Origin of the sequence: Anderseniella sp. Alg231-50, assembly GCF_900149695.1 — a bacterium.
In the GTDB taxonomy this organism is placed as follows: domain Bacteria; phylum Pseudomonadota; class Alphaproteobacteria; order Rhizobiales; family Aestuariivirgaceae; genus Anderseniella.
Genome location: NZ_LT703003.1, coordinates 444807 through 466319, shown reverse-complemented (window position 1 = coordinate 466319; position 21513 = coordinate 444807). Strand labels below are relative to the sequence as shown.

At 58.3% G+C, this 21513-nt stretch carries 20 protein-coding genes; 12 read left to right on the top strand and 8 right to left on the bottom strand.

Annotation, left to right across the window (positions count from 1 at the left end; translation table 11 throughout):
• Nucleotides 1-16 precede the first annotated feature (16 nt).
• Complete coding sequence (locus tag DHN55_RS02280; protein ID WP_108881663.1) at nucleotides 17-652, top strand: alpha/beta fold hydrolase; 636 nt, start codon at nucleotides 17-19, stop codon at nucleotides 650-652.
• A 63-nt stretch (nucleotides 653-715) separates the two neighbouring features.
• Here DHN55_RS02280 and DHN55_RS02275 read toward each other — a convergent pair whose 3' ends face one another.
• Nucleotides 716-970, bottom strand: coding sequence for a hypothetical protein (locus DHN55_RS02275; RefSeq protein ID WP_337659831.1), 255 nt, complete (start codon nucleotides 968-970; stop codon nucleotides 716-718).
• A gap of 121 nt (nucleotides 971-1091) precedes the next feature.
• Here DHN55_RS02275 and DHN55_RS02270 point away from each other — a divergent pair, with 121 nt between their 5' ends.
• Nucleotides 1092-1811, top strand: a complete 720-nt coding sequence (locus DHN55_RS02270; protein WP_108879775.1) for a cyclic nucleotide-binding domain-containing protein — start codon at nucleotides 1092-1094, stop codon at nucleotides 1809-1811.
• 29 nt (nucleotides 1812-1840) lie between these two features.
• Here DHN55_RS02270 and DHN55_RS02265 read toward each other — a convergent pair whose 3' ends face one another.
• Both DHN55_RS02265 and DHN55_RS02260 read right to left on the bottom strand, forming a co-directional pair.
• A complete protein-coding gene (locus DHN55_RS02265) occupies nucleotides 1841-3865 on the bottom strand; it encodes a CocE/NonD family hydrolase (RefSeq protein ID WP_337659830.1) in 2025 nt (674 codons plus the stop codon).
• 1 nt (nucleotide 3866) lies between these two features.
• Complete coding sequence (locus tag DHN55_RS02260; RefSeq protein ID WP_337659829.1) at nucleotides 3867-4832, bottom strand: alpha/beta hydrolase; 966 nt, start codon at nucleotides 4830-4832, stop codon at nucleotides 3867-3869.
• A 37-nt stretch (nucleotides 4833-4869) separates the two neighbouring features.
• On the opposite strand from DHN55_RS02260, the gene DHN55_RS02255 reads away from it, so the two are divergent.
• From DHN55_RS02255 to phoB, 7 genes are all read left to right on the top strand, one after another.
• Nucleotides 4870-6006, top strand: coding sequence for an ATP-binding protein (locus tag DHN55_RS02255; RefSeq protein ID WP_337659828.1), 1137 nt, complete (start codon nucleotides 4870-4872; stop codon nucleotides 6004-6006).
• 157 nt (nucleotides 6007-6163) lie between these two features.
• Entirely contained in the window at nucleotides 6164-7198 is a 1035-nt protein-coding gene (locus DHN55_RS02250) for a substrate-binding domain-containing protein (RefSeq protein ID WP_108879772.1), read from the top strand.
• A gap of 115 nt (nucleotides 7199-7313) precedes the next feature.
• The gene (gene pstC, locus DHN55_RS02245) at nucleotides 7314-8711 is read left to right on the top strand and encodes a phosphate ABC transporter permease subunit PstC (protein ID WP_108879771.1); all 1398 of its coding nucleotides are present in this window, start codon (nucleotides 7314-7316) and stop codon (nucleotides 8709-8711) included.
• A gap of 1 nt (nucleotide 8712) precedes the next feature.
• The gene (gene pstA / locus DHN55_RS02240) at nucleotides 8713-10530 is read left to right on the top strand and encodes a phosphate ABC transporter permease PstA (RefSeq protein WP_337659827.1); all 1818 of its coding nucleotides are present in this window, start codon (nucleotides 8713-8715) and stop codon (nucleotides 10528-10530) included.
• An 85-nt stretch (nucleotides 10531-10615) separates the two neighbouring features.
• A complete protein-coding gene (gene pstB, locus DHN55_RS02235) occupies nucleotides 10616-11407 on the top strand; it encodes a phosphate ABC transporter ATP-binding protein PstB (protein WP_108881660.1) in 792 nt (263 codons plus the stop codon).
• 43 nt (nucleotides 11408-11450) lie between these two features.
• Nucleotides 11451-12167 (top strand): phosphate signaling complex protein PhoU, encoded by a 717-nt coding sequence (gene phoU / locus DHN55_RS02230; RefSeq protein WP_108879770.1) that lies wholly within the window; start codon nucleotides 11451-11453, stop codon nucleotides 12165-12167.
• A gap of 29 nt (nucleotides 12168-12196) precedes the next feature.
• Nucleotides 12197-12901, top strand: a complete 705-nt coding sequence (phoB, locus tag DHN55_RS02225; protein WP_108879769.1) for a phosphate regulon transcriptional regulator PhoB — start codon at nucleotides 12197-12199, stop codon at nucleotides 12899-12901.
• Nucleotides 12902-12980: 79 nt separating this feature from the next.
• Here phoB and DHN55_RS02220 read toward each other — a convergent pair whose 3' ends face one another.
• Nucleotides 12981-13532: a GcrA family cell cycle regulator gene (locus DHN55_RS02220; protein ID WP_337659826.1), complete on the bottom strand. Its 552-nt coding sequence runs from the start codon at nucleotides 13530-13532 to the stop codon at nucleotides 12981-12983.
• 416 nt (nucleotides 13533-13948) lie between these two features.
• On the opposite strand from DHN55_RS02220, the gene DHN55_RS02215 reads away from it, so the two are divergent.
• The 3 genes from DHN55_RS02215 to DHN55_RS02205 all read left to right on the top strand — a co-directional run bounded on the left by DHN55_RS02215 (nucleotide 13949) and on the right by DHN55_RS02205 (nucleotide 17145).
• Complete coding sequence (locus DHN55_RS02215; RefSeq protein WP_108879768.1) at nucleotides 13949-15136, top strand: acetylornithine transaminase; 1188 nt, start codon at nucleotides 13949-13951, stop codon at nucleotides 15134-15136.
• Nucleotides 15137-15199: 63 nt separating this feature from the next.
• Complete coding sequence (gene argF / locus DHN55_RS02210) at nucleotides 15200-16135, top strand: ornithine carbamoyltransferase (protein WP_108879767.1); 936 nt, start codon at nucleotides 15200-15202, stop codon at nucleotides 16133-16135.
• A gap of 23 nt (nucleotides 16136-16158) precedes the next feature.
• Nucleotides 16159-17145, top strand: a complete 987-nt coding sequence (locus DHN55_RS02205; protein ID WP_337659825.1) for an Hsp33 family molecular chaperone — start codon at nucleotides 16159-16161, stop codon at nucleotides 17143-17145.
• An 87-nt stretch (nucleotides 17146-17232) separates the two neighbouring features.
• Here the strand turns inward: DHN55_RS02205 and DHN55_RS02200 are convergent, their stop codons facing one another.
• From DHN55_RS02200 to apaG, 4 genes are all read right to left on the bottom strand, one after another.
• Nucleotides 17233-18336 (bottom strand): enolase C-terminal domain-like protein, encoded by a 1104-nt coding sequence (locus tag DHN55_RS02200; protein ID WP_108879765.1) that lies wholly within the window; start codon nucleotides 18334-18336, stop codon nucleotides 17233-17235.
• Entirely contained in the window at nucleotides 18333-19412 is a 1080-nt protein-coding gene (locus tag DHN55_RS02195; RefSeq protein WP_108879764.1) for a zinc-binding dehydrogenase, read from the bottom strand. Before DHN55_RS02195 ends, DHN55_RS02200 begins: the two co-directional genes overlap by 4 nt.
• Before the next feature lie 401 nt (nucleotides 19413-19813).
• Entirely contained in the window at nucleotides 19814-20977 is a 1164-nt protein-coding gene (gene argE / locus DHN55_RS02190) for an acetylornithine deacetylase (protein WP_337659824.1), read from the bottom strand.
• 32 nt (nucleotides 20978-21009) lie between these two features.
• Nucleotides 21010-21402: a Co2+/Mg2+ efflux protein ApaG gene (gene apaG, locus DHN55_RS02185; protein ID WP_108881658.1), complete on the bottom strand. Its 393-nt coding sequence runs from the start codon at nucleotides 21400-21402 to the stop codon at nucleotides 21010-21012.
• Between the last annotated feature and the right edge of the window lie 111 nt (nucleotides 21403-21513).

Here is a 21513-nt window from a genome sequence, read left to right as displayed (position 1 = left end):
CAGCGGAGGGTTCATCATGCCGGCACCCACACCTCTTCTGCAGGATGGTCCTGCTACTGGCCCGATCCTGCTGCTGGCCCACGGCGCAGGTGCGCCGATGGACTCAGACTTCATGACCGAGATGGCAGGCCTGTTAGCTGGCTGCGGGGTTCATGTGGTGAGATTCGAATTCGCCTATATGCGCGCACGACGGACTGACGGCAAGAGACGGCCGCCACCTCGCATGCCGGGCCTGATTGATGAATTTCAGCAGGTCATGTCCCGGTTCCCGGATGGTCCGGTATTCATCGGCGGCAAGTCCATGGGGGGGCGGGTGGCCAGCATGATTGCTGCCGACCCGCAGGACGGCAGCAACATAGCCGGGCTGGCATGCCTGGGCTATCCGTTTCATCCGCCCGGCAAGCCTGACAGCTTGAGGACACAACACTTGCCGGCAATCACCTGCCCGGCGCTGATCGTGCAGGGCGAGCGTGACCCGTTCGGCAACAAGGATGATGTTGCAGGTTATGAACTGCCGGCCAACATGCAGGTTTTCTGGTCGGCTTCGGGCAATCATGATCTTACACCCCCGAAAAAATCCGGCCGCACGGCACAGGAGAACTGGACCGAGGCTGCGCAGGCGATTTCAGGCTTTATCGACGGTAATACCTGAGGGCAGGTCTGTGGGATGCAGGGCCCGGGGGTGGAACCCTGCATCCCGAATTGGTTGCATCAGCTAAATTGCTGCAATGCAGCTCTTATACTTCTGCCACCAATAACTGGATCCTGCGGCTCTCGCTGTTCGCAAGTATCTGTAACAGCTGGTTTTTTCGACTTCTGCGGCCTGTTGATGCGGTATCATGGACACCACTTTGGAAACAATGTTGGGTTGTCTGTCGAGGGAGGCATTGGTCACCCAGATCATTGCAACAACAGACAGGCCGATGATCAGCGACAATGGTAGAATTTGGTTATGTGCAAAAAGCGTCATGTCAAATCACCTCCATGTTTGTCTGCGTCTTTTCGTTGCCTGAAACCTTAGGACCGCTCACGTTTTTGTTATGTGAGAATTTGCACATCCTGCGCAAATTCGATTTTACGTGCGGTAATGGTTGAAAAAAAACTCATTGCAGCACATCATCGCCGCCGTGGATGAGATCAGAGAAATACCATTGTTTACGGCACTGGGGGATGGAGACGCCCGCCGCTTGTCGGTGCATTGCGTCTGGCGTTCGGTTGCCGAGAACGAGCTTATTATCGACTATGAAGACGATACGGCTGAAGTGCTGTTTGTCGTCGATGGCCGGGTACGGATTCTGCTGCGCACGGCTTCGGGTCGCGAGGTTATTCTGGATGATATGCAGGGCGGCCGGTATTTCGGGGAAATGGCGGCCATCGACGGGCTGCCGCGGTCGGCCAATGTGACAGCGCTGGAAAAAACCCGGATCTGCGTGATGCCGGATGCGGTGTTCCGCGATGCCTGCACCACCATACCGTCGGTCGGGCTGTCGGTGATGAAAATGCTGGCGGATCGGGTGCGAACCTTGAACCAGCGTCTGGGCGAGTATGCCTTCCTCACGGCGAAGCAGCGCCTGTGCGCCGAATTGTTGCGATTGTCACGTCCCAGGATGGGCAATGAAAAGCAGCGTATCGTGTCGCCACCGCCGCTGCAGCGTGAACTGGCTGACAGGATTTCCACCCAGCGCGAAGTGGTGACGCGTGAACTGGCCAGCCTGGCCCGCAAGAGTGTTATTGAGAAGACCCGAGGTGGCCTGGTGCTGGTCGAGCCGGACCGGCTCAATGCGATTATCGACGAAGCCCAGTCGAAATAGTACCGCCTGACTGTCCGGAGACAGTTTTGTCAGTTGAGGTCGCGCGCGATGTCTTCTGCGAAGTCACGTTCAAACACCAGTTTTTCATTGTGCCAGGCTTCAATGCGGGCGGTCAGGTGAAAATAACCGGCCGAGGAATGCATTGTCGACCAGGTTTCCGTGCGCAGCACAATGTCATCACGCTGGATTTCCTGTGTCCAGTGAGTTGTCATGCGGGCCGATAGCGGGTCGTCCGGGCGAATGCTGTGGGTTTCGCGGCCCACTTCACCTGTGATCAGGCCGTGTTGTGCATTCCGGTACAGGCCGAAATCGTCCTCGATTGACATGGTGACTTCGCCTGTATCTGCATCCTCGGTCTGTTCCCGCGAGTTCGATGGTACGCGCAGTTCGACGAGGTCCACAGGTGGTGCCGATACCGGTTCGGGAAACACCGGCGCATTTTCACCGGGCACCGGTGCGCGCACAGGCACCGTCAGCCAGGATCTGGCAGTATGTATATCCAGCGTGACCGGTTCCGGCGCCGGCCACATCATCGGCCAGTAGCAGGTGGACAGGGAAAGTCGCAGCCTGTGGCCTTCTGGCAGGGTGCGTGCCACGTCGTCCAGCCTGATCCGGCAGAAATATTTCTCACCCGGCTCGAGTGGCTCAGGATGTTCGTGGCTGACAATATGGGTCAGGTTCTGCAGTGCGTAAGTGATGCGCGATACGCTGCCGTCCGGACGCACATCGTTCAGGCGTACGGCCAGCAGGGCGACCGGCTTGTCGCTGGAAAACTCCAGCTCCAGTTCGACCGGGCCGACCAGGTCCATGTCGGCTCCCAGGGGCTGGCTGTCAAACACAACCGAACCTGCATCGTCGCGCGCCTGGTCGCCGGCAAATTCCGGTCCCATCCAGATGACGCAGAACTCACCGCCGTCGCGCCCGGTTGTCTGCGGTGAACTGAGACTGAGAGCCTGTTCTTCGCCAGGGGCCTCACGCAATCCGTCCGGGGTGAGGTAAAGCCGGTTCGGCTGGCTCGACTGGCCCGGCCAGCTCGCTTCCGATATCCATTTTCCCGGAATATGGGGCGGCAGGGCGGCAGGCGGTGTCGATGCCATGACATAGGTGCGCACGGCCGGGTCACGCAGCACACCCGTCGCCTCGCCTTTCAGCCAGAAATCCCACCATCTCAGGGCTTCTTGCAGGAAACCGATGCGCGGGCCGGGAACGGCAAAATGCGGATACTTGTGCGCCCACGGCCCGATAATTGTTTTCACCGGTGCCTTCAGGTGCGCCAGCATTCGGAATATGGCGTTGGAATAGGCATCGTTCCAGCCGCCGACCGCCAATACAGCAGCCTCGATGCCGGAATAGTCCTCGCATATCGAGCCATGCTTCCAGTAGTCGTCACGGCGTTGATGGCGCAGCCACCGCGCTGCCAGGAACGGCTCGTTATCCAATCGCTGCATCCAGGTGTCGAACCAGCCGTCGCCAACCAGCGCCGGATCCGGCGGGCGTGATGAGTACGACAGCATGGTGGCGCCCCAACCCAGGTTCTCATTGATCAGGCAACCGCCCTTGAAATGAATGTCATCTGCATACCGGTCATCGGTTGAACACAGGGTGATAACCGCTTTTAGCGGTTCAGGCCGCATGGCGGCGATCTGCAGGCCGTTGAAGCCACCCCACGAAATTCCCATCATGCCGACTGTGCCGCTGCACCAGGCCTGTCCGGCAAGCCAGCTGATCACTTCGACGCCGTCATCCAGTTCCTGCCGGCTGTATTCGTCTTCCAGCACACCGTCGGACTCGCCACAGCCGCGCATATCGACCCGCACGCAGGCATAGCCGTGGCCGGCAAAGTAGGGATGTGTCAGCTGGTCCCGCTCCACGGTACCGTCGCGCTTGCGATAAGGCAGGTATTCCAGGATTGCCGGAACCGGGTTGTCTTCGGCGTCAGCAGGCAGCCAGATGCGGGCCGCCAGCCTTGTGCCGTCCGTCAGGGTGATCCACTGGTTCTCAATCTCACGCACCTGGCGCGGGAACTGGTCGATGATTGCGGTGTCCTGGCTCAAGTCATTGCGCCATGTCTGAAATTGCAGCGCTGATCGCCTCGAACATGGCTCTGGCCGCGGGCGATGTGTGGCGCGCGCGCAAGCAGGCATGCACCAGTTCCGGTTCATGACGCACCTGCGCTGCGACACCTGCCGAACGCAGGCGGTCCGCATAGTCAAAACAGTCATCACGCAGCGGGTCCCATTCGCACGCTACCAGAAAGGCGCGCGGGAGCCCTGCACAATCGGTCTCAAGCAGAGGTGCGTGAAATTTGGGCGATCGGGTGCCTGCTGCCACTGTCCCCAGATACATCTGATCGTAGTACTCGATGTCGGCTGTTGTCAGCCCCGGCGCATGTCGTCGCGATACATAAGACCCTCTGGATCTGTCGCCACCGAGTGCCGGATAGACCAGCACCTGGCCGACCGGCATTTTCTGCCGCTGGTCGCGTCTTGCAATGCAGACCGCGGCGGCCAGATTGCCACCGGCAGAATCTCCTGCGAGCACGATCCGGCCGGCATCGATGTCCAGCATGCCTGAATTGTCGAAAACCCACTCCACCGCCGCCATGCAATCATCAAACGCCGCCGGGAAGGTGTGTTCAGGAGCTAATCGGTAGTGGATTGCAATTACGGTGATGCCAGCCTCGACGGCAATGCCGCAACAGATATCGTCATGGCTGTCGAGGCCGCCCAGAATGAAACCGCCGCCGTGCATGTATATTGCGCTGCCGCCATTGCAGTTTTCAGGCACATATTGGCGTAACGCAATGACACCGGCCGGACCTGGGCAGGTCAGGTCTGTCACCTTCAGGCCGTCCGGTCTCCCGGCATGAAAGTGGGTGCACAAATTGTCATAGCACCGGCGTTGTTCGCCGATTGACAATTCAGTCGTGTCGGCCGGGTAAAACTGTGTCCCCGCCTCCATGAAGTCCCAAATCTCGTCTTCGTCCGGACCGCTGCGTGGGTCATCTTGCAAGTTTGTCATATTGCCATGGCATGATTTTAAGATCATGTTTCCCTTTATGATCTGGAACCGACACCCGTCAGGCGATGACGCACGGCCCCAGCCTCCAGATGATGAGGCTGGTCGTACCAGACTGCAACCTGATACTGCAGCTATTCTGGATACCATCATCCGTGCTGTGCCGGATCCGTTCATAATGCTGGACGACAGCGGTACTATCCTTTCCCACAATCAACCGGCAGCTGAGCTGACCGGCCAGAACATGATTGGCCAGCACCTGTCTCAGCATATCCGTGCGCCGGCAGTCCTGGAAGCGATAGAGCGCGTTGTCGACAGTGGGGCACCGGATCAGGTGCACTATGAACGCCGCACCGGTGGCGGCAGGCTGTTCGAAGTGTTCATTACGCCGGTTGCAATGATCGACGGGCCCCGAGCGCCAGCGGTAACCGTTTTGTTGCGCGATCTGAGTACACAGCAGCAGCTTGAAAAAATGCGGGCTGATTTCGTTGCCAATGCCAGTCACGAGCTGCGCACGCCGCTGGCATCCATGACCGGGTTCATCGAAACCCTGCAGGGATCAGCCAGAAACGATGCCAGGGCGCGCGAAAAATTTCTCGGCAGAATGCTGGAGCAGGCTCATCGCATGCGGCGGCTGATCGACGACCTGTTGTCGTTGTCACGCATTGAAATGAACTTGCACCGTACCCCGTCCGATCATGTCGACATGTCGGAAGTGGCGCGCTACTGCGTGGAGCTTCTGGCCGTACGGGCATCAGAATCTGATTGCGAAGTAAGGGTGGATGCACCTTTGGGCATGATCGTCAATGGCGAGCGCGACGAACTGATCCAGGTCACGCAAAACCTCATCGAAAACGCCATCAAGTACGGCGCATCAGAGCGTGGCATAGACGTGTCTGTCGCCCACAACTCCGGACGCGGGCAGATTGAACTGGCTGTAGCCGACTACGGTGCCGGCATTGATGCACAACACCTGCCCAGGCTGACGGAAAGGTTTTACCGGGTGAGCGTGCAGGAGAGCCGTTCCGGCGGTGGAACCGGCCTCGGACTGGCTATCGTCAAGCACATTGCGCTGCGCCATCGTGGCCAACTCGACATAACGTCGCGCAAAGGGGAAGGCAGCATCTTCAAACTGACGCTGCCGGTGTCCGGTGAAGTGGCAAGAGCTGCGGAATAATCTTTTTATTATCAGTAACTTAAACTGTCATTCAACTGTCATGTAACTGTCACACAATTGCATGGTGCCAGGCATAGTGATTGTGCCGTTAGCTTTGAGAGAGTGTCCACGACGGGCCTCTTGTTCAATCTTAAACAGTCACAACAGGGAATTCATCATGCTCAAACGCACCCTTCTTACGGCCACCGTTGCACTGGCGGCCATTGCAGCGGCAAGTGCTGCGCAGGCTCGCGACCAGATTCGCATTGTTGGCTCATCCACGGTGTATCCGTTCACCACCGCTGTCGCTGAACAGTTCGGCAAGTCGGCCGGCAAGACGCCGGTTGTGGAGTCTACCGGTACCGGCGGCGGCATGAAGCTGTTTTGTGCAGGCGTCGGTGCAGAACATCCCGATCTTTCCAACGCATCCCGTGCAATCAAGAAATCAGAATTTGAAATGTGCCAGAAGAACGGCGTCACCGACATTATCGAAATCAAGGTCGGTTTTGACGGCATTACATTCTCGCACTCAAAGGGTGCATCCGACGTAACGCTTTCCAAGCAGCAGATTTTCCTGGCCCTGGCCAAGGAAGTCCCGGGTGCGGACGGCAAGATGGTGCCCAACCCGAACAAGCTGTGGTCTGACATTGATGCATCGCTGCCGGCCAACAAGATCGAGGTCCTCGGCCCTCCACCAACGTCCGGTACCCGTGATGCTTTCGTTGAACTGGTCATGCGTCCGGGCGCAAAGAGCTTTGAAAACCTCAAGGCGCTGCGCAAGGAAGACAAAAAGGCATTCCGCAAGATCTCCGACACAATGCGTGAAGACGGTGGTTTTGTTGAAGCCGGCGAGAACGACAACCTGATCGTTCAGAAGCTGGAAGCCAATCCTGACGCGTTCGGCATCTTCGGTTACTCGTTCCTTGAAGAGAACCAGGACAAGATCAAGGGTGCCGCTGTCGAGGGCGTGAAGCCGGATTTCGACGCCATTGCATCCGGTGAATACAAGGTGTCGCGCCCATTGTTCATCTATGCCAAGAAACAGCACGTCGGCGTCATTCCCGGCATGCAGGAATTCATGGATGAGTATGTGTCCGAAAACGCAATGGGCGAAGATGGCTACCTGCCTGCCAAGGGTTTGATCCCGTTGCCGGAAGAAGAGCTTTCCAAGGTTCGCGATGCTGTCAAGAACGGCACCGGACTTTCCATGTAGTTGTCCGTTGTTTGGCCGGCAACCCGATAGGGGTTGCCGGTTCTTTACCTTGCAGGCTTTCCGGCTTGATTGATGTTCCGCCAGGCCGCTGGCTCAAGAAAGTTTCGAGGTTGTAATGCTTGTCCTTGTTGCCGTTCTGGTCGTATTGGCGTTCTTTTATGGAAAGTCGCGCGGCTCGGCGCTGGGCGGCACGGCGGGCCAGTTGCATTCTCTGCCCTATTATCATGGTTACTTCGTCGCCCTCATGGTGGCCATTCCGCTGTTGCTGATCGCGGTGTTATGGCCTGCCCTCGGCGGGGCCTACATCACAAGTCAGGCACTGTCTGCCTTGCCTGCGGACCTGCAGCCGGCCAACGAACTGGCGCGCGATGCAGTCATGCGCGACATTCGGTTGATCGCATCAGGCGCGATTACTGATGCCGATCGTTTAAGTGCCTATCCTCAAGGCGTGCGTGCTGCAGGTGAGGTGTTCGGAAACCTCCGGTCCGTGTCGGGCTGGCTGCAACTTGCCGTCGCCTTGCTGGTCGGTGTCGGCACAGCCGTCCTTGCGTCGCGAAAATTGTCCATCAAGTTCCGCGCCCGCAATTCCGTGGAGCGCATTTTCCTGGTGGTGCTGATTGCCTGTTCGGCAGTCGCCATCCTGACCACTGTTGGAATCGTGTTCTCGGTCATATTCGAAACCTTTCGGTTTTTCGCCAAGGTTCCGGTTACCGAGTTCCTGTTCGGCACCCAGTGGAGCCCGCAGACAGCCTTGCGTGCAGACCAGGTAGGATCGTCCGGTGCATTCGGTGCGGTGCCGCTGTTCATCGGGACCACGCTGGTCATGTTTATTGCCATGTGCGTGGCGGGGCCGATCGGATTGTTTGCGGCCATTTACATGGCTGAATACGCCAGCCCGCGCGCGCGCTCGGTCGCCAAGCCGATACTGGAAGTCCTGGCTGGCATTCCAACGGTCGTGTTCGGCTTCTTTGCAGCCCTGTCCGTCGCTCCGCTGATACGCCGATGGGGTGAGAGCATCGGCCTGGAAGTGGCATCTGAGAGCGCTTTGGCTGCGGGCATCGTCATGGGCGTGATGATCATTCCGTTCATGTCGTCACTGTCTGACGATGTCATCAACGCCGTGCCGCAATCCTTGCGGGACGGGTCCTACGCCATGGGCGCCACCAAGTCTGAGACGGTGAAAAAAGTGGTGTTGCCAGCCGCGCTGCCGGGCATTGTGTCGGCCTTCATGCTGTCTGTCTCCCGTGCTGTCGGAGAGACCATGATCGTGGTCATGGCGGCCGGTCTTGCAGCCCATGCGGTCAGTTGGGACCTGATCGAGACATTCAATCCGCTGCAGGCAGTGACAACGGTCACCGTGCAGATTGCGACCCTCCTGGTTGGCGATCAGGAATTCGACAGCTCGAAAACGCTATCGGCATTTGCACTCGGCTTCGTCCTGTTCTTCTTCACGCTCATTTTGAACATGATCGCCCTGCGCGTCGTGTCGCGCTTTAAGGAACAGTATGACTGACATGGCCAATCCAGTTTCTGCACAGCCCGGAAAGCCGATGTCGCAAGCGCTCGATGCATCCCGCATCAAAAAACGCTATCGGGCGGAAGCCAGGTTTCGCTGGTACGGCCTAGCCGCGATTGGTTTTGCCTGCGCGTTTCTGGTCCTGTTGCTGAGTGACATTCTGCTGAAAGGCCTGCCGGCGTTCGAGGCCAATACGGTTACGCTTGATGTCGCCCTGGATGACAGCAAGATCGACGCCGATGCCATCAACAAGGGCAACTTCAACTCCATCGTCAACAGCGCCATCCGCGCCCAGTTCCCTGGTGTCAAGTCGCGCAGCGACCGACGCGCCTTGCCGAAACTCTTGTCATTTGATGCAGCCGACAAGGTACGCAGGGAGATCATCGCCAATCCGGCACTCATTGGTACGACACAGCGCCTTGACCTGAAGCTCTCCGACGAAGCGGACCTGTTCCTGCAGGGCATGAGCACTGATGAAGCCGCTCTTCCGGTGAGCGGCAGCCTCTCGGTGGAAGAGGTTGGCAAGGATTTCAGGCTGACTTCAAGTGGTGACGATTTTACCGGTGTCCTGGCCAGGGTGAAGCAACAGCTTGAAACCCGGCGGGCCAGATTGTCGCTGGACGCATCGAAACTGGAGCGGGTACGTGACCGGCTGGCGGCCGAAACTCCGGTTGCCGAAGCCGCCGTCGCTGAAGCAGGCACCGCGGCAACCGATACCCATCCGGCGAAACGGCGCCTGGCAAAGCTGCGGGCTGACACAAGCAGCGTGGCGGCCGCACTGGAGCGTCTGAAAGCGCAGACGGACAAGCTTTCTGCGAGCATAGAAAACCCGTCAGGCGCAGAAATACTGACATCTGCATTGCCGTCATACTTTGTCTGGTTACCTGAAAGAGGCGTGGTCAAGATTGCCGAAGTCGGCAGCAACTACATCACCGGCCAGGCTTACATGCCGGTCGCGGCAACCGACGCAGTTGCGGCTGGCAACTGGTCTCTGGTCGAGTATTCCCAGCCGGAAGCAGATCGCCGGATCAATGATAAGGAAATCATCTGGCTGACCAGTCTGCGGGATGCCGGGATGGTCAACAGCGGTTTCAACTGGCCGTTCTTCCAGCGTGGCGACAGTCGCGAAGCCGAAGTGGCAGGCGTGCTCGGCGGCATGATCGGGTCGGCTCTGACCCTGCTGGTTACCTTGATATTGTCCCTGCCGATCGGTGTCGCGGCGGCTATTTACCTGGAGGAGTTTGCACCCCGCAACCGTATTACCCGCCTGATCGAGGTGAACATCAACAACCTCGCGGCTGTACCGTCGATTGTCTTCGGTTTGCTGGGGCTTGCTGTTTTCCTGAATTTCTTCGGCCTGCCGAGGTCATCCGCGATGGTCGGCGGCATGGTGCTGGCGCTTATGACACTGCCGACAATCATCATTGCCTCGCGTGCTGCGCTGCGCGCGGTACCGCCATCGATACGCGAAGGTGCCCTCGGGGTCGGTGCGTCGCACCAGCAGGCGGTTTTCCATCATGTTCTGCCGCTGGCCATGCCGGGGATTCTGACCGGCACCATCATAGGGATGGCCCAGGCGCTCGGAGAGACGGCACCGCTGCTGATGATCGGCATGGTCGCCTTTATCGTGGATGTGCCGACCGGGTTCAGTGATGCCGCGACGGTTCTGCCGGTTCAGATATTTCTGTGGTCTGACCTGCCCGAGGCGGCATTCCAGGCCAAGACGGCCGGCGCGATCATGGTTCTGCTCGGTTTTCTGTTCCTGATGAATGCGCTTGCCGTTTTCCTGCGCAGGCAGTTTGAGCGCCGTTGGTAGTATTTGTCATTCTTGAGTTTGGTTCGATTGGAGAAATAAAATGGACGCTGCGGTAATGGAAACTGACACACGCCATAAAACCATCATGACGCCGGCCGAGCCGCTGATCATGAAACAGGGCACTCCGAAAATCGTGACCAGGGATGTGACAGTCCACTATGGTGAAAAGCAGGCGATCTACCCGCTGGACATCGCCATTCCCGACCGTGCGGTGTCTGCCTTTATCGGCCCGTCAGGGTGCGGCAAGTCGACGTTCCTGCGCTGTATCAACCGCATGAACGACACCATCCCGATCTGCCGGGTTGGGGGTGAGATCACTATTGACGGCAATGACATATACGACCCCGACCTTGATGTCGTGCAGCTGCGAGCACGCGTCGGCATGGTGTTCCAGAAACCCAACCCGTTTCCGAAATCGATCATGGAAAATGTCGCCTATGGCCCGCGTATTCACGGCCTGGCCCAGTCCAAAACCGATCTTGAGGAGATCGTCGTCAATTCTTTGAAGCGCGCCGGTCTGTTCGAGGAAGTGAAAGATCGTCTCGATGCGCCGGGGACCGGGCTGTCCGGCGGCCAGCAGCAGCGGCTGTGCATTGCACGCGCCATCGCGGTCAATCCGGATGTCATTCTGATGGACGAGCCGTGCTCGGCACTGGATCCGATTGCCACAGCCCGTATCGAGGAGCTCATAGATGAGCTGCGGCAAAATTATTGTATCGTGATTGTGACTCACTCCATGCAGCAGGCGGCACGCGTGTCGCAGCTCACCGCCTTCTTCCATCTGGGAACGCTGGTGGAAGTGGGTGACACCGAAGCCATTTTCACCAACCCGCAAGAACGTCGCACCCAGGATTACATCATGGGCCGCTTCGGCTGAGTTGCAGCCGGAGCATTATCCATATCAGAAAGGTTGACCCCGAATGACCACGCACATTGTTTCTGCATTCGATGAGGATCTCGGAAAGCTGCGCAATCTGATTGCCCAGATGGGCGGCCTGGCGGAAGATCAGTTCGGCAAGGCCATTGAGGCATTGTCCACGTCGGATCGCACCAAGGCGGAGCATATCATTGCAGCCGACGACAAGATCGATGCCCTGGAAAAGGAAGTCGAGGACAACGCCATCAAGCTGATCGCCATGCGCCAGCCCATGGCGGCAGATTTGCGCGCCATCATGGTTGCCATCCGCATTTCGTCCGACCTGGAGCGGATCGGCGATTTGGCCAAGAACATCGCCAAGAGGACGCTTGCCGTGAACGAGCCACTGCCGCGCTCGGTCAATGCGGGGATGAGCCGGATGGCGGACCTTGCCCTGGAACAACTGGCCGATGTGCTGGATGCCTACGCCAGTCTTGATACCCAGAAGGCCAACGATGTCTGGCATAATGACAGCCGCATCGACACTCTCTACAATTCGGTGTTTCGCGAACTTTTGACCTATATGATGGAAGACGCGCGCACCATCGGCATGTGCACCCACCTGCTGTTCGGCGCCAAGAACATTGAACGCATCGGGGATCACACCACCAATATTGCTGAAAACATCCATTATCTGGTGACCGGCGATACGCTGGACGGACCCCGGCCAAAGGAGGACAGCACCTCCCTGACCCCTATCGAGGCGCGTGCCAAGAAGTAATTGTTTGATCGGCTAGACGGAGCCAGCGAATGCCTGCAAGTGTATTGATTGTCGAAGATGAAGAGTCGATCCAGGAGCTGCTCGCCTACAATTTTGAAGCCGAGGGCTACACCGTGCGTACTCTCGACGGCTCGGAGGACGTGGTGCGTGACGTGCTCAATGATACGCCTGATATAATTGTGCTGGACTGGATGCTGCCCAACCTGTCGGGCATTGAAATATGCCGGTCTCTCAGGGCGCGCTCTGAAACCCGCGAAGTGCCGATCATCATGTTGACGGCGCGCGGAGAGGAAACCGAGCGGGTGCGCGGCCTGGCCACCGGTGCCGACGACTATGTGGTCAAGCCGTTTTCGGTGCCGGAGCTTCTGGCGCGGGTCAAGTCACTATTGCGCCGCTCCAGCCCCGATGCTGTCGCCGACATGCTGCAGGCCGGCGATATCTCTCTCGACCGCCGCACCCGCCGGGTTCAGCGTTCCGGGCGTGACATAGACCTGTCGCCGACCGAGTTCAAACTGCTGGAACACATGATGCAGACGCCCGGGCGTGTCTACACCCGTTCGCAATTGCTCGATTCTGTGTGGGGCAGGGATGTCTATGTGGACGAGCGCACGGTGGATGTTCACGTCGGGCGCCTGCGCAAGTCCATCAGCCGGGCCCGGGAGGTTAACCCGATCCGCACCGTGCGCGGCATGGGATACTCGTTTGACGAGCGCTTCGGCGCAGTCAAGGCCTGACTGTTTTCCGCAAGCCACAAAAAAATCTGGTGGAGCAGGTGCGCCACCGGATCTTTTAAAAACTGCTGCGGTTTCGTGTTCAGCCGGTGCGGCGGCTTCTGTCGCGCTGCGGCTGGTAGGCAAGCGCTGCGTGACCGGCGCAGTAAGGTGCGCCTTCCTTTGGTGCCTTGCCGCAGAAGCAGAATTCCTCACTGCCGGGATCGCCGATCGGCCAGCGGCAGGTTTTGTCGGACAGCATCAGGATGGTGACCCGTTCACCGACCGGAATATCGGCAATATGGATCGGTACCGGTTCGAGGATGGGTTCGGGTTTCACCGACGCCAGTGGCTTCAGTGCGTTATTGCCTGCCGTGCGCGGTGTACTGCTTGACGAACTCGCCCGGCCTGGATGGCTCGGTTCACGTGTCTTGCGGGTGCGCGGTGTGGAAACCCGGGCCCGGGTAACGCGTCCGGACAGCCCCATGCGATGAACCTTGCCGATCACGGCATTACGGGTCACACCGCCTGCAAGCTTCGCTGCAATCTGGCTGGCGCTCAGGCCTTCGGCCCACATCTTCTTCAGCGCCTCGACCCGGTCGTCGGTCCAGGGAAGTTTTTGTGGGGGTTCACCCGGTAATTGTTCATCGCTCACAAGCGGAATCCTTCTTCATTCGCCGGCCATAATCGGTTCGGCGTGAAACGCATATGTACGGACAGAAATCGCTACATTTCGTAGACTGTGATCGGGACCCTACTAAATAGGCTGAATCTCGTGCAAGAGTCAGGCAACGGATTTCACCGGTTTTCCCCAGCTTCGGCCCAAAAACATGGTTAACCACAGGTTAATCCCCAGCTTTGTGGCAGGTCGATGCGGCGTTCTGACTCAGGCAGACGTCATATTGCGATTTTGAGACCCGATTTATCAGTTTCGGGTGGTTTGCCGTCACGGTGTTCACGTTGCCAACGTGTTAAAAACACAATATACTGACGGAACACGAAGTTACGCCGCCGCTTGCCGGTGGCGTTTGCTGTTTCAAGGGTTGGCGTACCCGGAAGGTCTGTTTGAGTATGACACAAGCTGTTCTGCCGACATATAATCGCACGGCGTTTTCCATTGAAAGCGGCGAAGGTGCGTGGGTAAAGGCATCTGACGGGCGCACGCTGCTTGATTTCGGGGCGGGTGTCGCGGTCAATGCGCTTGGTCACTGCCATCCGCATCTGGTTGACACCCTGAAAAAACAGGCTGAAAAGCTGTGGCACACGTCAAACCTGTATCGCATTCCCGACGGCGAACGCCTGGCCGAGCGTCTCTGCGAGGCAACCTTTGCTGACACCATGTTCTTCACCAATTCCGGTGCGGAAGCGATGGAGTGTTCCATCAAGATGGCGCGCAAGTACCACGCAGCCTGCGGTCACCCTGAAAAATACCGTCTGATCACATTCGAAGGTGCCTTTCATGGCCGCACCCTGGCCACCATCGCCGCCGGTGGTCAGCAAAAGTACATAGACGGATTTGGCCCTGCCGTTGACGGCTTTGACCAGGTGCCGTTTGCTGATCACGAGGCTGTTGAAAACGCCATTGGGCCTGAAACAGCCGGTATTCTGGTTGAACCGATACAGGGTGAGGGCGGCATCAGGACAGTGCCTGCCAAATGCCTGAAAGGCTTGCGCGAACTGTGCGACAAGCACGGCATCCTGCTGGTGTTCGATGAAATCCAGTGTGGAATGGGACGTACCGGCAAGCTGTTTGCTCATCAGCATTCGTCTATTGCGCCGGATATCATGGCGTCGGCGAAAGGCATCGGCGGTGGTTTTCCGCTGGGAGCCTGCCTTGCCACATCAGAGGCCGCCAAGGGCATGGTCGCAGGGTCTCACGGCTCTACCTATGGCGGCAACCCGATGGCCATGGCAATCGGCAATGCCGTACTCGACATCGTTCTGGAAGACGGCTTTCTGGATCATGTGGGCCAGATGTCATTGTTGTTGAGCCAGAAGCTTGCTGGCCTGACAGACGAATTCCCGGATATCCTTGCCGGGGGGCGCGGCAGCGGACTGATGCTCGGCCTGGAATGCAAGCTTCCAAACACCGACGTTCAGGCAGCCTGTGTTGCCAATGATCTTCTGGTTATTGGTGCAGGCGACAATGTCGTGCGCCTGCTGCCGCCGCTGAATATTAGCGCCGATGAAGTTTCCCAGGCGGTTGCGCGCATTGAAGCAGCTTGCCGCCAGCTTCGATCATCGACTGCCAGCAACTAGAAATCCGTTTCAATTCGGGGCCCCGGGTCCCGGCCAATAATTCAAGAGGTTCCGGCATATATCATGTCTGACACAACGAAATCATTTTTGGATATCTCGGGCGTCTCCACCGATGACCTCAATGCAATACTGTCCGGCGCATTGTCCGCAAAGCGCGCCCGCGCCGGATTGCCAAAGGGCGTCGCAGACGGCCAGCGCCCGCTTGAGGGTCATCTGCTGGCCATGATTTTCGAAAAACCGTCTACCCGGACGCGGGTGTCTTTCGACGTTGCCATCCGGCAACTCGGTGGTGAGTCACTTGTGCTGTCGGCTGCCGACCTGCAGCTTGGCCGCGGCGAGACCGTGGCAGACACGGCCCGGGTGCTGTCGCGCATGGTGGATGCCATCATGTTGCGCACCCATGGTGAGGAAAAACTGCACGAACTGGCCGCAGAAGCAACGGTGCCGGTGATCAACGGGCTGACCGATGCATCACATCCCTGCCAGATCATGGCGGATTTGCTCACGCTGCAGGAGCACAAGGGCGCGATTTCCGGCCGGTCCGTTGCCTGGGTCGGTGACGGCAACAATGTACTGACCTCGTGGATACATGCGGCCGGCAAGCTGGATTTCGAACTCCGCGTGGCAACACCGCCGGAGCTGGCGCCCGACAAGGCAGCGCTTGAATGGGCCAAGGACAACGGCGTCAGGCTGCATCTGGGAACCGACCCTCAGCAAGCTGTCTCCGGTGCCGACTGCGTGGTCACCGACACCTGGGTTTCGATGAACGACCAGGACGCAACAAACCGTCATAATCTTCTGATGCCCTATCAGGTAAACGATGCCCTCATGGCGCGCGCGGATAAAGACGCCGTCTTCATGCACTGCCTGCCGGCTCACCGGGAAGAAGAGGTCACAGGCTCCGTCATTGACGGCGCGAAGTCCGTGGTCTTTGACGAGGCGGAAAACCGGCTCCACGCGCAGAAAGCCATCCTGCGCTGGTGTCTCGGCAAGCTGTAGGAAACTTGAGGATAGATTTAGTCGTGACGGAACCTTCGATGCTGGACATAACAACCGTGATTTCGGTTGAGGACGCGGTACTGCCGTTTGACATCAAGCCGCTGGGCGTGCGCGGTCGGGTCGTGCGCCTTGGCGGCATTCTCGATGACATTCTGGGCCGCCATGATTACCCGATGGCCGCGTCCGCCGTGCTGGCGGAAGCTGTCGCACTGGTTGCCATGTTCGGCGCCATGCTCAAGTTCGACGGCAAGTTCATCCTGCAGACGTCAACCGACGGGCCGGTGTCTATGCTGGTGGCTGACTTCGTGTCGCCTGACCAGATCAGGGGCTATGCGCGTGTCGATACCGACGCGCTTGCCCGCCTGGAGGCAACCGGTGGCGTAACGGCGCAGTCCGTCATCGGAAACGGGCATCTTGCCATGACGGTTGACCAGGGTGAGGACATGGAACGCTACCAGGGCATTGTCGGGCTCAACAATGCCTCGCTGGTTGATGCGGCGCATGACTACTTCCGCCAGTCCGAACAAATCCCGACCCTGTTGCGTCTCGCGTCCGGTCCGCTGGTCGGCCGCGCCGGGCAGCAGGACAAATGGCGCGCCGGTGCCATCATGATCCAGCATCTGCCGGAAGACGGCGGCATCAGCCCCATGCAGGTCTATTCCGGTGATGATCCGTCAGGCAACGGCGAGCCTGAGGTCGATGAAGACGACAATTGGCGCAAGGCAAAACTGCTGCTGGAAACCGCGGAGGATCATGAGCTGATTGATCCGCTGCTGTCATCGGAACGCGTGCTGTACCGGTTGTTTCACGAAGACGGCGTCACGGTTTATCCGGAACTGAAACTCAAACGCTATTGTTCCTGTTCGGCAGACCGGCTGAAGGGCATTCTCGCCACCATGCCGGACGACGACAAGGCGCACATGGCCGAGGACGGCAACATCGACGTGAAGTGCGAATTCTGCTCGGCCAGCTACCGGTTTGACGCAGATGAGATCCTGAATGCGGAGTAACTCACGCTCGGTAGCGAGCAGTCTGTTCCAATGTCTGCAACGCGCAAACCTGTCTGACCTTTCGTGAGCTCAGGCCGGACTGGGTTTTTAATATTCGACAACCGGCGGGCCAAACGCCGCTTCATCAGGAGTGACGCCAAGCCCGGGGCCCTTGGGCAGATTGATGTGTCCATCTTTAGGTTCTATGCAAACTTCGGGGCAATAGTGGCCATCAATATAGGGCGCGGCCAGCCAGACGCCTTCCAACAAATCGGGGCGCACGGTTGCCCCCAGGTGCGTACAGGCCGCCGCGAGTATATCGCCACCCCACGCGTCGTCACATGTGTGTGGCAAATTCCTCGCGGCACAGATGTCACGCACCGTTGTCATCGGATGCAATCCGCCCAGCCTTGTGAGTTTACACCCGAACCCATCTACTAACCCGGATCCAGCAGCGCTGATAACCGTGTTTACGTCACGGGAACTCTCATCCATGTAAAGTGGATGGTGCAGCATTGACCGCACCTGACGCATTTCTTCATTCGTACTGCATGGTTGTTCCATAACAAGCGGGATGTCACGACATGCAAGGCTGATGTGTATGGTATCGCGTGTGGTCCATCCTCTGTTGGCATCAATGGCAAGACGCACGCCACTACCCCTGATGGCTTCCCAGACCTTGTGGATGACTTCAAGGTCGAGCTCCAGAGGATGCGCGCCGACTTTCAGTTGCAGCCGCGGGTAGCCCTCTGCACGCTTCTCGGCAGCTATCCGCGCTGCATCATCAGGCGTTTCAATCCCGATCGCGTAGTAAGAAGGGACGCGATCACGCACAACGCCCCCCAACAGATCCGCGATGCGCAGACCAAGTGACTTGCCCAATGCATCATGCACAGCAATGTCCACGGCAGCTTTGGCGTAGCTGTGACCATTCTGCAGCTGATCCATTCGTCGATGTACACTAAGCGGCAAAACCTCCGTTCCGATCAAACCTGGAGCCATGCCGGAAAGTGCTGCGCGTGCTCCTTCAGCGTGAGCTTCGGCATAGATCGGTCCAAGTGGGCACGTTTCGCCCCAGCCGACGATGTCTGTGTCCGTGACGAGCTTTACAAGCGTCGTGTCCAATGCCGATATTTCACCATAGGACATCGTATACGGGCCGTTTTTAACCGGCAGATCATGTTGGTAGATGTGCAACTGAGCGATTTTCATGATGCAATCCCCGGTGGGATCAGGACCAGTTTCCCGGTATGGTTCTTAGCCAGGAAGTCCTCTTGTGCCTGGGCGATGTTGCGCAGCGGATAGGTTTTGGCAACAACGGGACGAATTTCACCAGCTTCGATGTAGTTGATCAAATTGGCAAATACTTCATCTTCCTGAAAGGTGCATCCCATGAGTGTGAGATCTTTGAGATAAAGCGTACGCACGTCGATCTGAGCGATTGGTCCGGCAATGGCGCCAGCGGTTGCATAACGCCCGCCGCGTCGCAATACATCGAGAAAGGCGGGCCATTGTTCCCCTGCGACCAGATCAATCACCACATCGATCGAGCCGGCACCCAGTTCTGCCACCAGATCGGCGTTCCGGTCGAGAACCTGATCTGCACCAAGAGCTTCCACTTCTGTTGCTTTGGCCGCTGATGAAAGCGCAATCACCTTTGACCCGCGTCGCTTGGCGAGTTGTACAGCGGCGGATCCGACACCTCCTGACGCGCCTGATACCAAAACCCGTTCCGCGCCAACGCCTGCGCGATGCAACATGTTCTCTGCGGTGGAATACGCGCAAGGAACCGAAGCAAGTTCTGCGTCTGTCCAATCGCAGTCTACACAGTGAGTTTCGCGTGCCGGTGCCACAACAAACTGGGCGAAGCCGCCGTCACACTCACTGCCGATCGTCCAGCATTCATATGGACGATACTCGACATAGGATCGCAGCATATTGCGCACCACTACCCGCTCGCCGATACGGTCGTCGCTGACACCTTCGCCAACCGCCACGACATAGCCACAGACATCCGCGCCCTGAATCCGCGGAAAACTGAGCGGCTTGCCGGACCAGCTGGCGTCGTCGTCGTTGACACTTTCAAAACCCACAGCCCCGCCGGAATTCGTTGCTTCCTGGACGGCCTTTGAGTACCAGCCAATACGCGTGTTGATATCGGTATTGTTGACGCCTGCCGCCGCCGTCCGGATCAACACCTCACCGGGCATGGCTTTCGGGACCGGGGCGTCGGTTCGGTACTGTAGTTTTTCCAGACCTCCGTGGCCAGTTAGCACAACCGCGTGCATTGTCTTCGGGATTTCCAATGTTTATCTGGCCCTTCCTGCGAACGCATACCAAAGATACGAGTGGTTTTTCCTGAGCACTCTATATCAGCTAATTTCAGTGGCATGTCGGTTTGCGACGATTGCGAACCCATCTGCCGTCTTGGTTCAAAGTGCCACCAATTGTATCGCACGCTCAGGCGATAAGCGTGGAAACCGGCCATTGCCATGACTGCGGCGAAAGACAACGTCGTCCGCACGTCAGCTATTCGACGTTTGTTCGATTTATGGATCTGAAACCTGGAGCTCGATAATTGCAACATCACTACACCCCCCGGCGAAGGCTGGGGTCCAAAACAGCTTGCTGTCACCGTCTGGTTGAGTGTCTGCGCCGGCATGACGGATATGGAGACATCTGACCTCTCTTAAGACCCGCTGAGGTCATCTCCCAGCCGGTCGAGAAACCTGTCACATTCCACAAGCTGGCCTGCGGCAACGAACTCGTCCGGCTTGTGGGCCTGGTCAATCGATCCCGGCCCGCAGATAACCGTCGACATGCCTGCCGCCTGGAAGTGGCCGGCTTCGGTGCCGTACGACACCACCCCGGTGTGGTTTGTGCCGGTGAGCCGCATGGCAAGTGATTTTGCCTCGCCGTCCGGTTCCGGTTCCAGCCCGGGTACATTGACGTAATTGTCGGTCTCAATCCCGGCATCGGGATATGTCGCACGGATCACCTCGTTGCGGCCTTGCACGAACCGTGCGACCCGGTCGCGAATTTCACTGGTGTCCTGATCCGGCAGCAACCGTGCCTCCCACGAGATCGTAGCCAGGTTGGGAACGATGTTCACTGTCGTGCCGGAGTGCACGGCACCCACGTGCACGGTTGTGAAGGCCGGGTCGAACGGGCAGTTCGCGTTGTCCTTGTCGCGCATTTCCTGCGCAATGGCATTGATCTCGGTGATCAGCAGGTTGGCTTCATTCAGCGCGCTCCAGCCCAGCGCCGGTTTGCTGGAGTGGGCTTCAACACCGGTGATGGTTGTCACAAACGCCTGGCATGCCTTCTGGCCCGTCATCACGTCCATCATGGTCGGCTCTCCGACAATACAAATCGAAGGTGTCGGCATGTCGTGGCCGAAGCGCCTGACGGCAGGGATCACACCTTCACAGCTCACTTCCTCATCGCATGAAAACACCAGATGAACCGGGCGCTTCAGGTTGCGTGCCTTGAGCTGCGGGACTGCAGCCAGGCAGCACGCCAGAAACCCTTTCATGTCACAGGTGCCGCGGCCAAACAGATTGCCGCCGACATCGGTCATGCTGAACGGATCGGTGGCCCAGGTCTGGCCGGTTACAGGCACAGTATCGGTGTGGCCCGACAGCACGACCCCGCCATCAACGGCAGGCCCGATGCTGGCGACAAGATTGGTCTTGCCGGGCGCATAGTCTGCCCGTACGGCTTCGATGCCCTGTTCGCGCAAAAACGCTTCGGCAAATTCGATCAGCGGAAAATTGGAGTTGCACGACGTGGTGTCAAAACTGATCAGGTGTCCCAGCATTTCTGCTGACGACATGGTGTGCTGGATACTCAAGGCTTAAAGGTCTCCAAAATTCTCAGGACGCGTCAGTTGATGGTAAGTTGAGCATCTGGCGAGTCCAGCGAAAACGCCGGGACTTCGACCTGCAGCATTTCCCCGTTGGCGCCTTCCATTGTGTAGAAACCGGCCATGAAGCCGCTCGGCGTGGCCAGCGGGCAGCCGGAGGTATACTCAAACCGCTCGCCGGGGCCGAGCGTCGGTTGCTTGCCGATGACGCCTTCTCCGTCAACATCCTGGCGCTGGCCGTTGGCATCGATGATTTCCCAGTGTCGGGTGCGCAGGGTGACGGTTTTGTCGCCCTTGTTTTCAATCGACACCGTATAGGCCCAGACATAGTAGTTTTCATCAGGCGCGGAGCGGTCGTCCAGGTACTGCGGCAGGACCGATACTTCTATGTCGTGTGTAACTGCCTGATACATGTCCATGATTCGCTTTACCGATGGTTTGTCCGAGCGCCTTTGGCGATACGATGAAAGTTTGGACCAAACGTCTTGGTGCGCCTGTTTATCCACGAAAATCAACCCGTATGC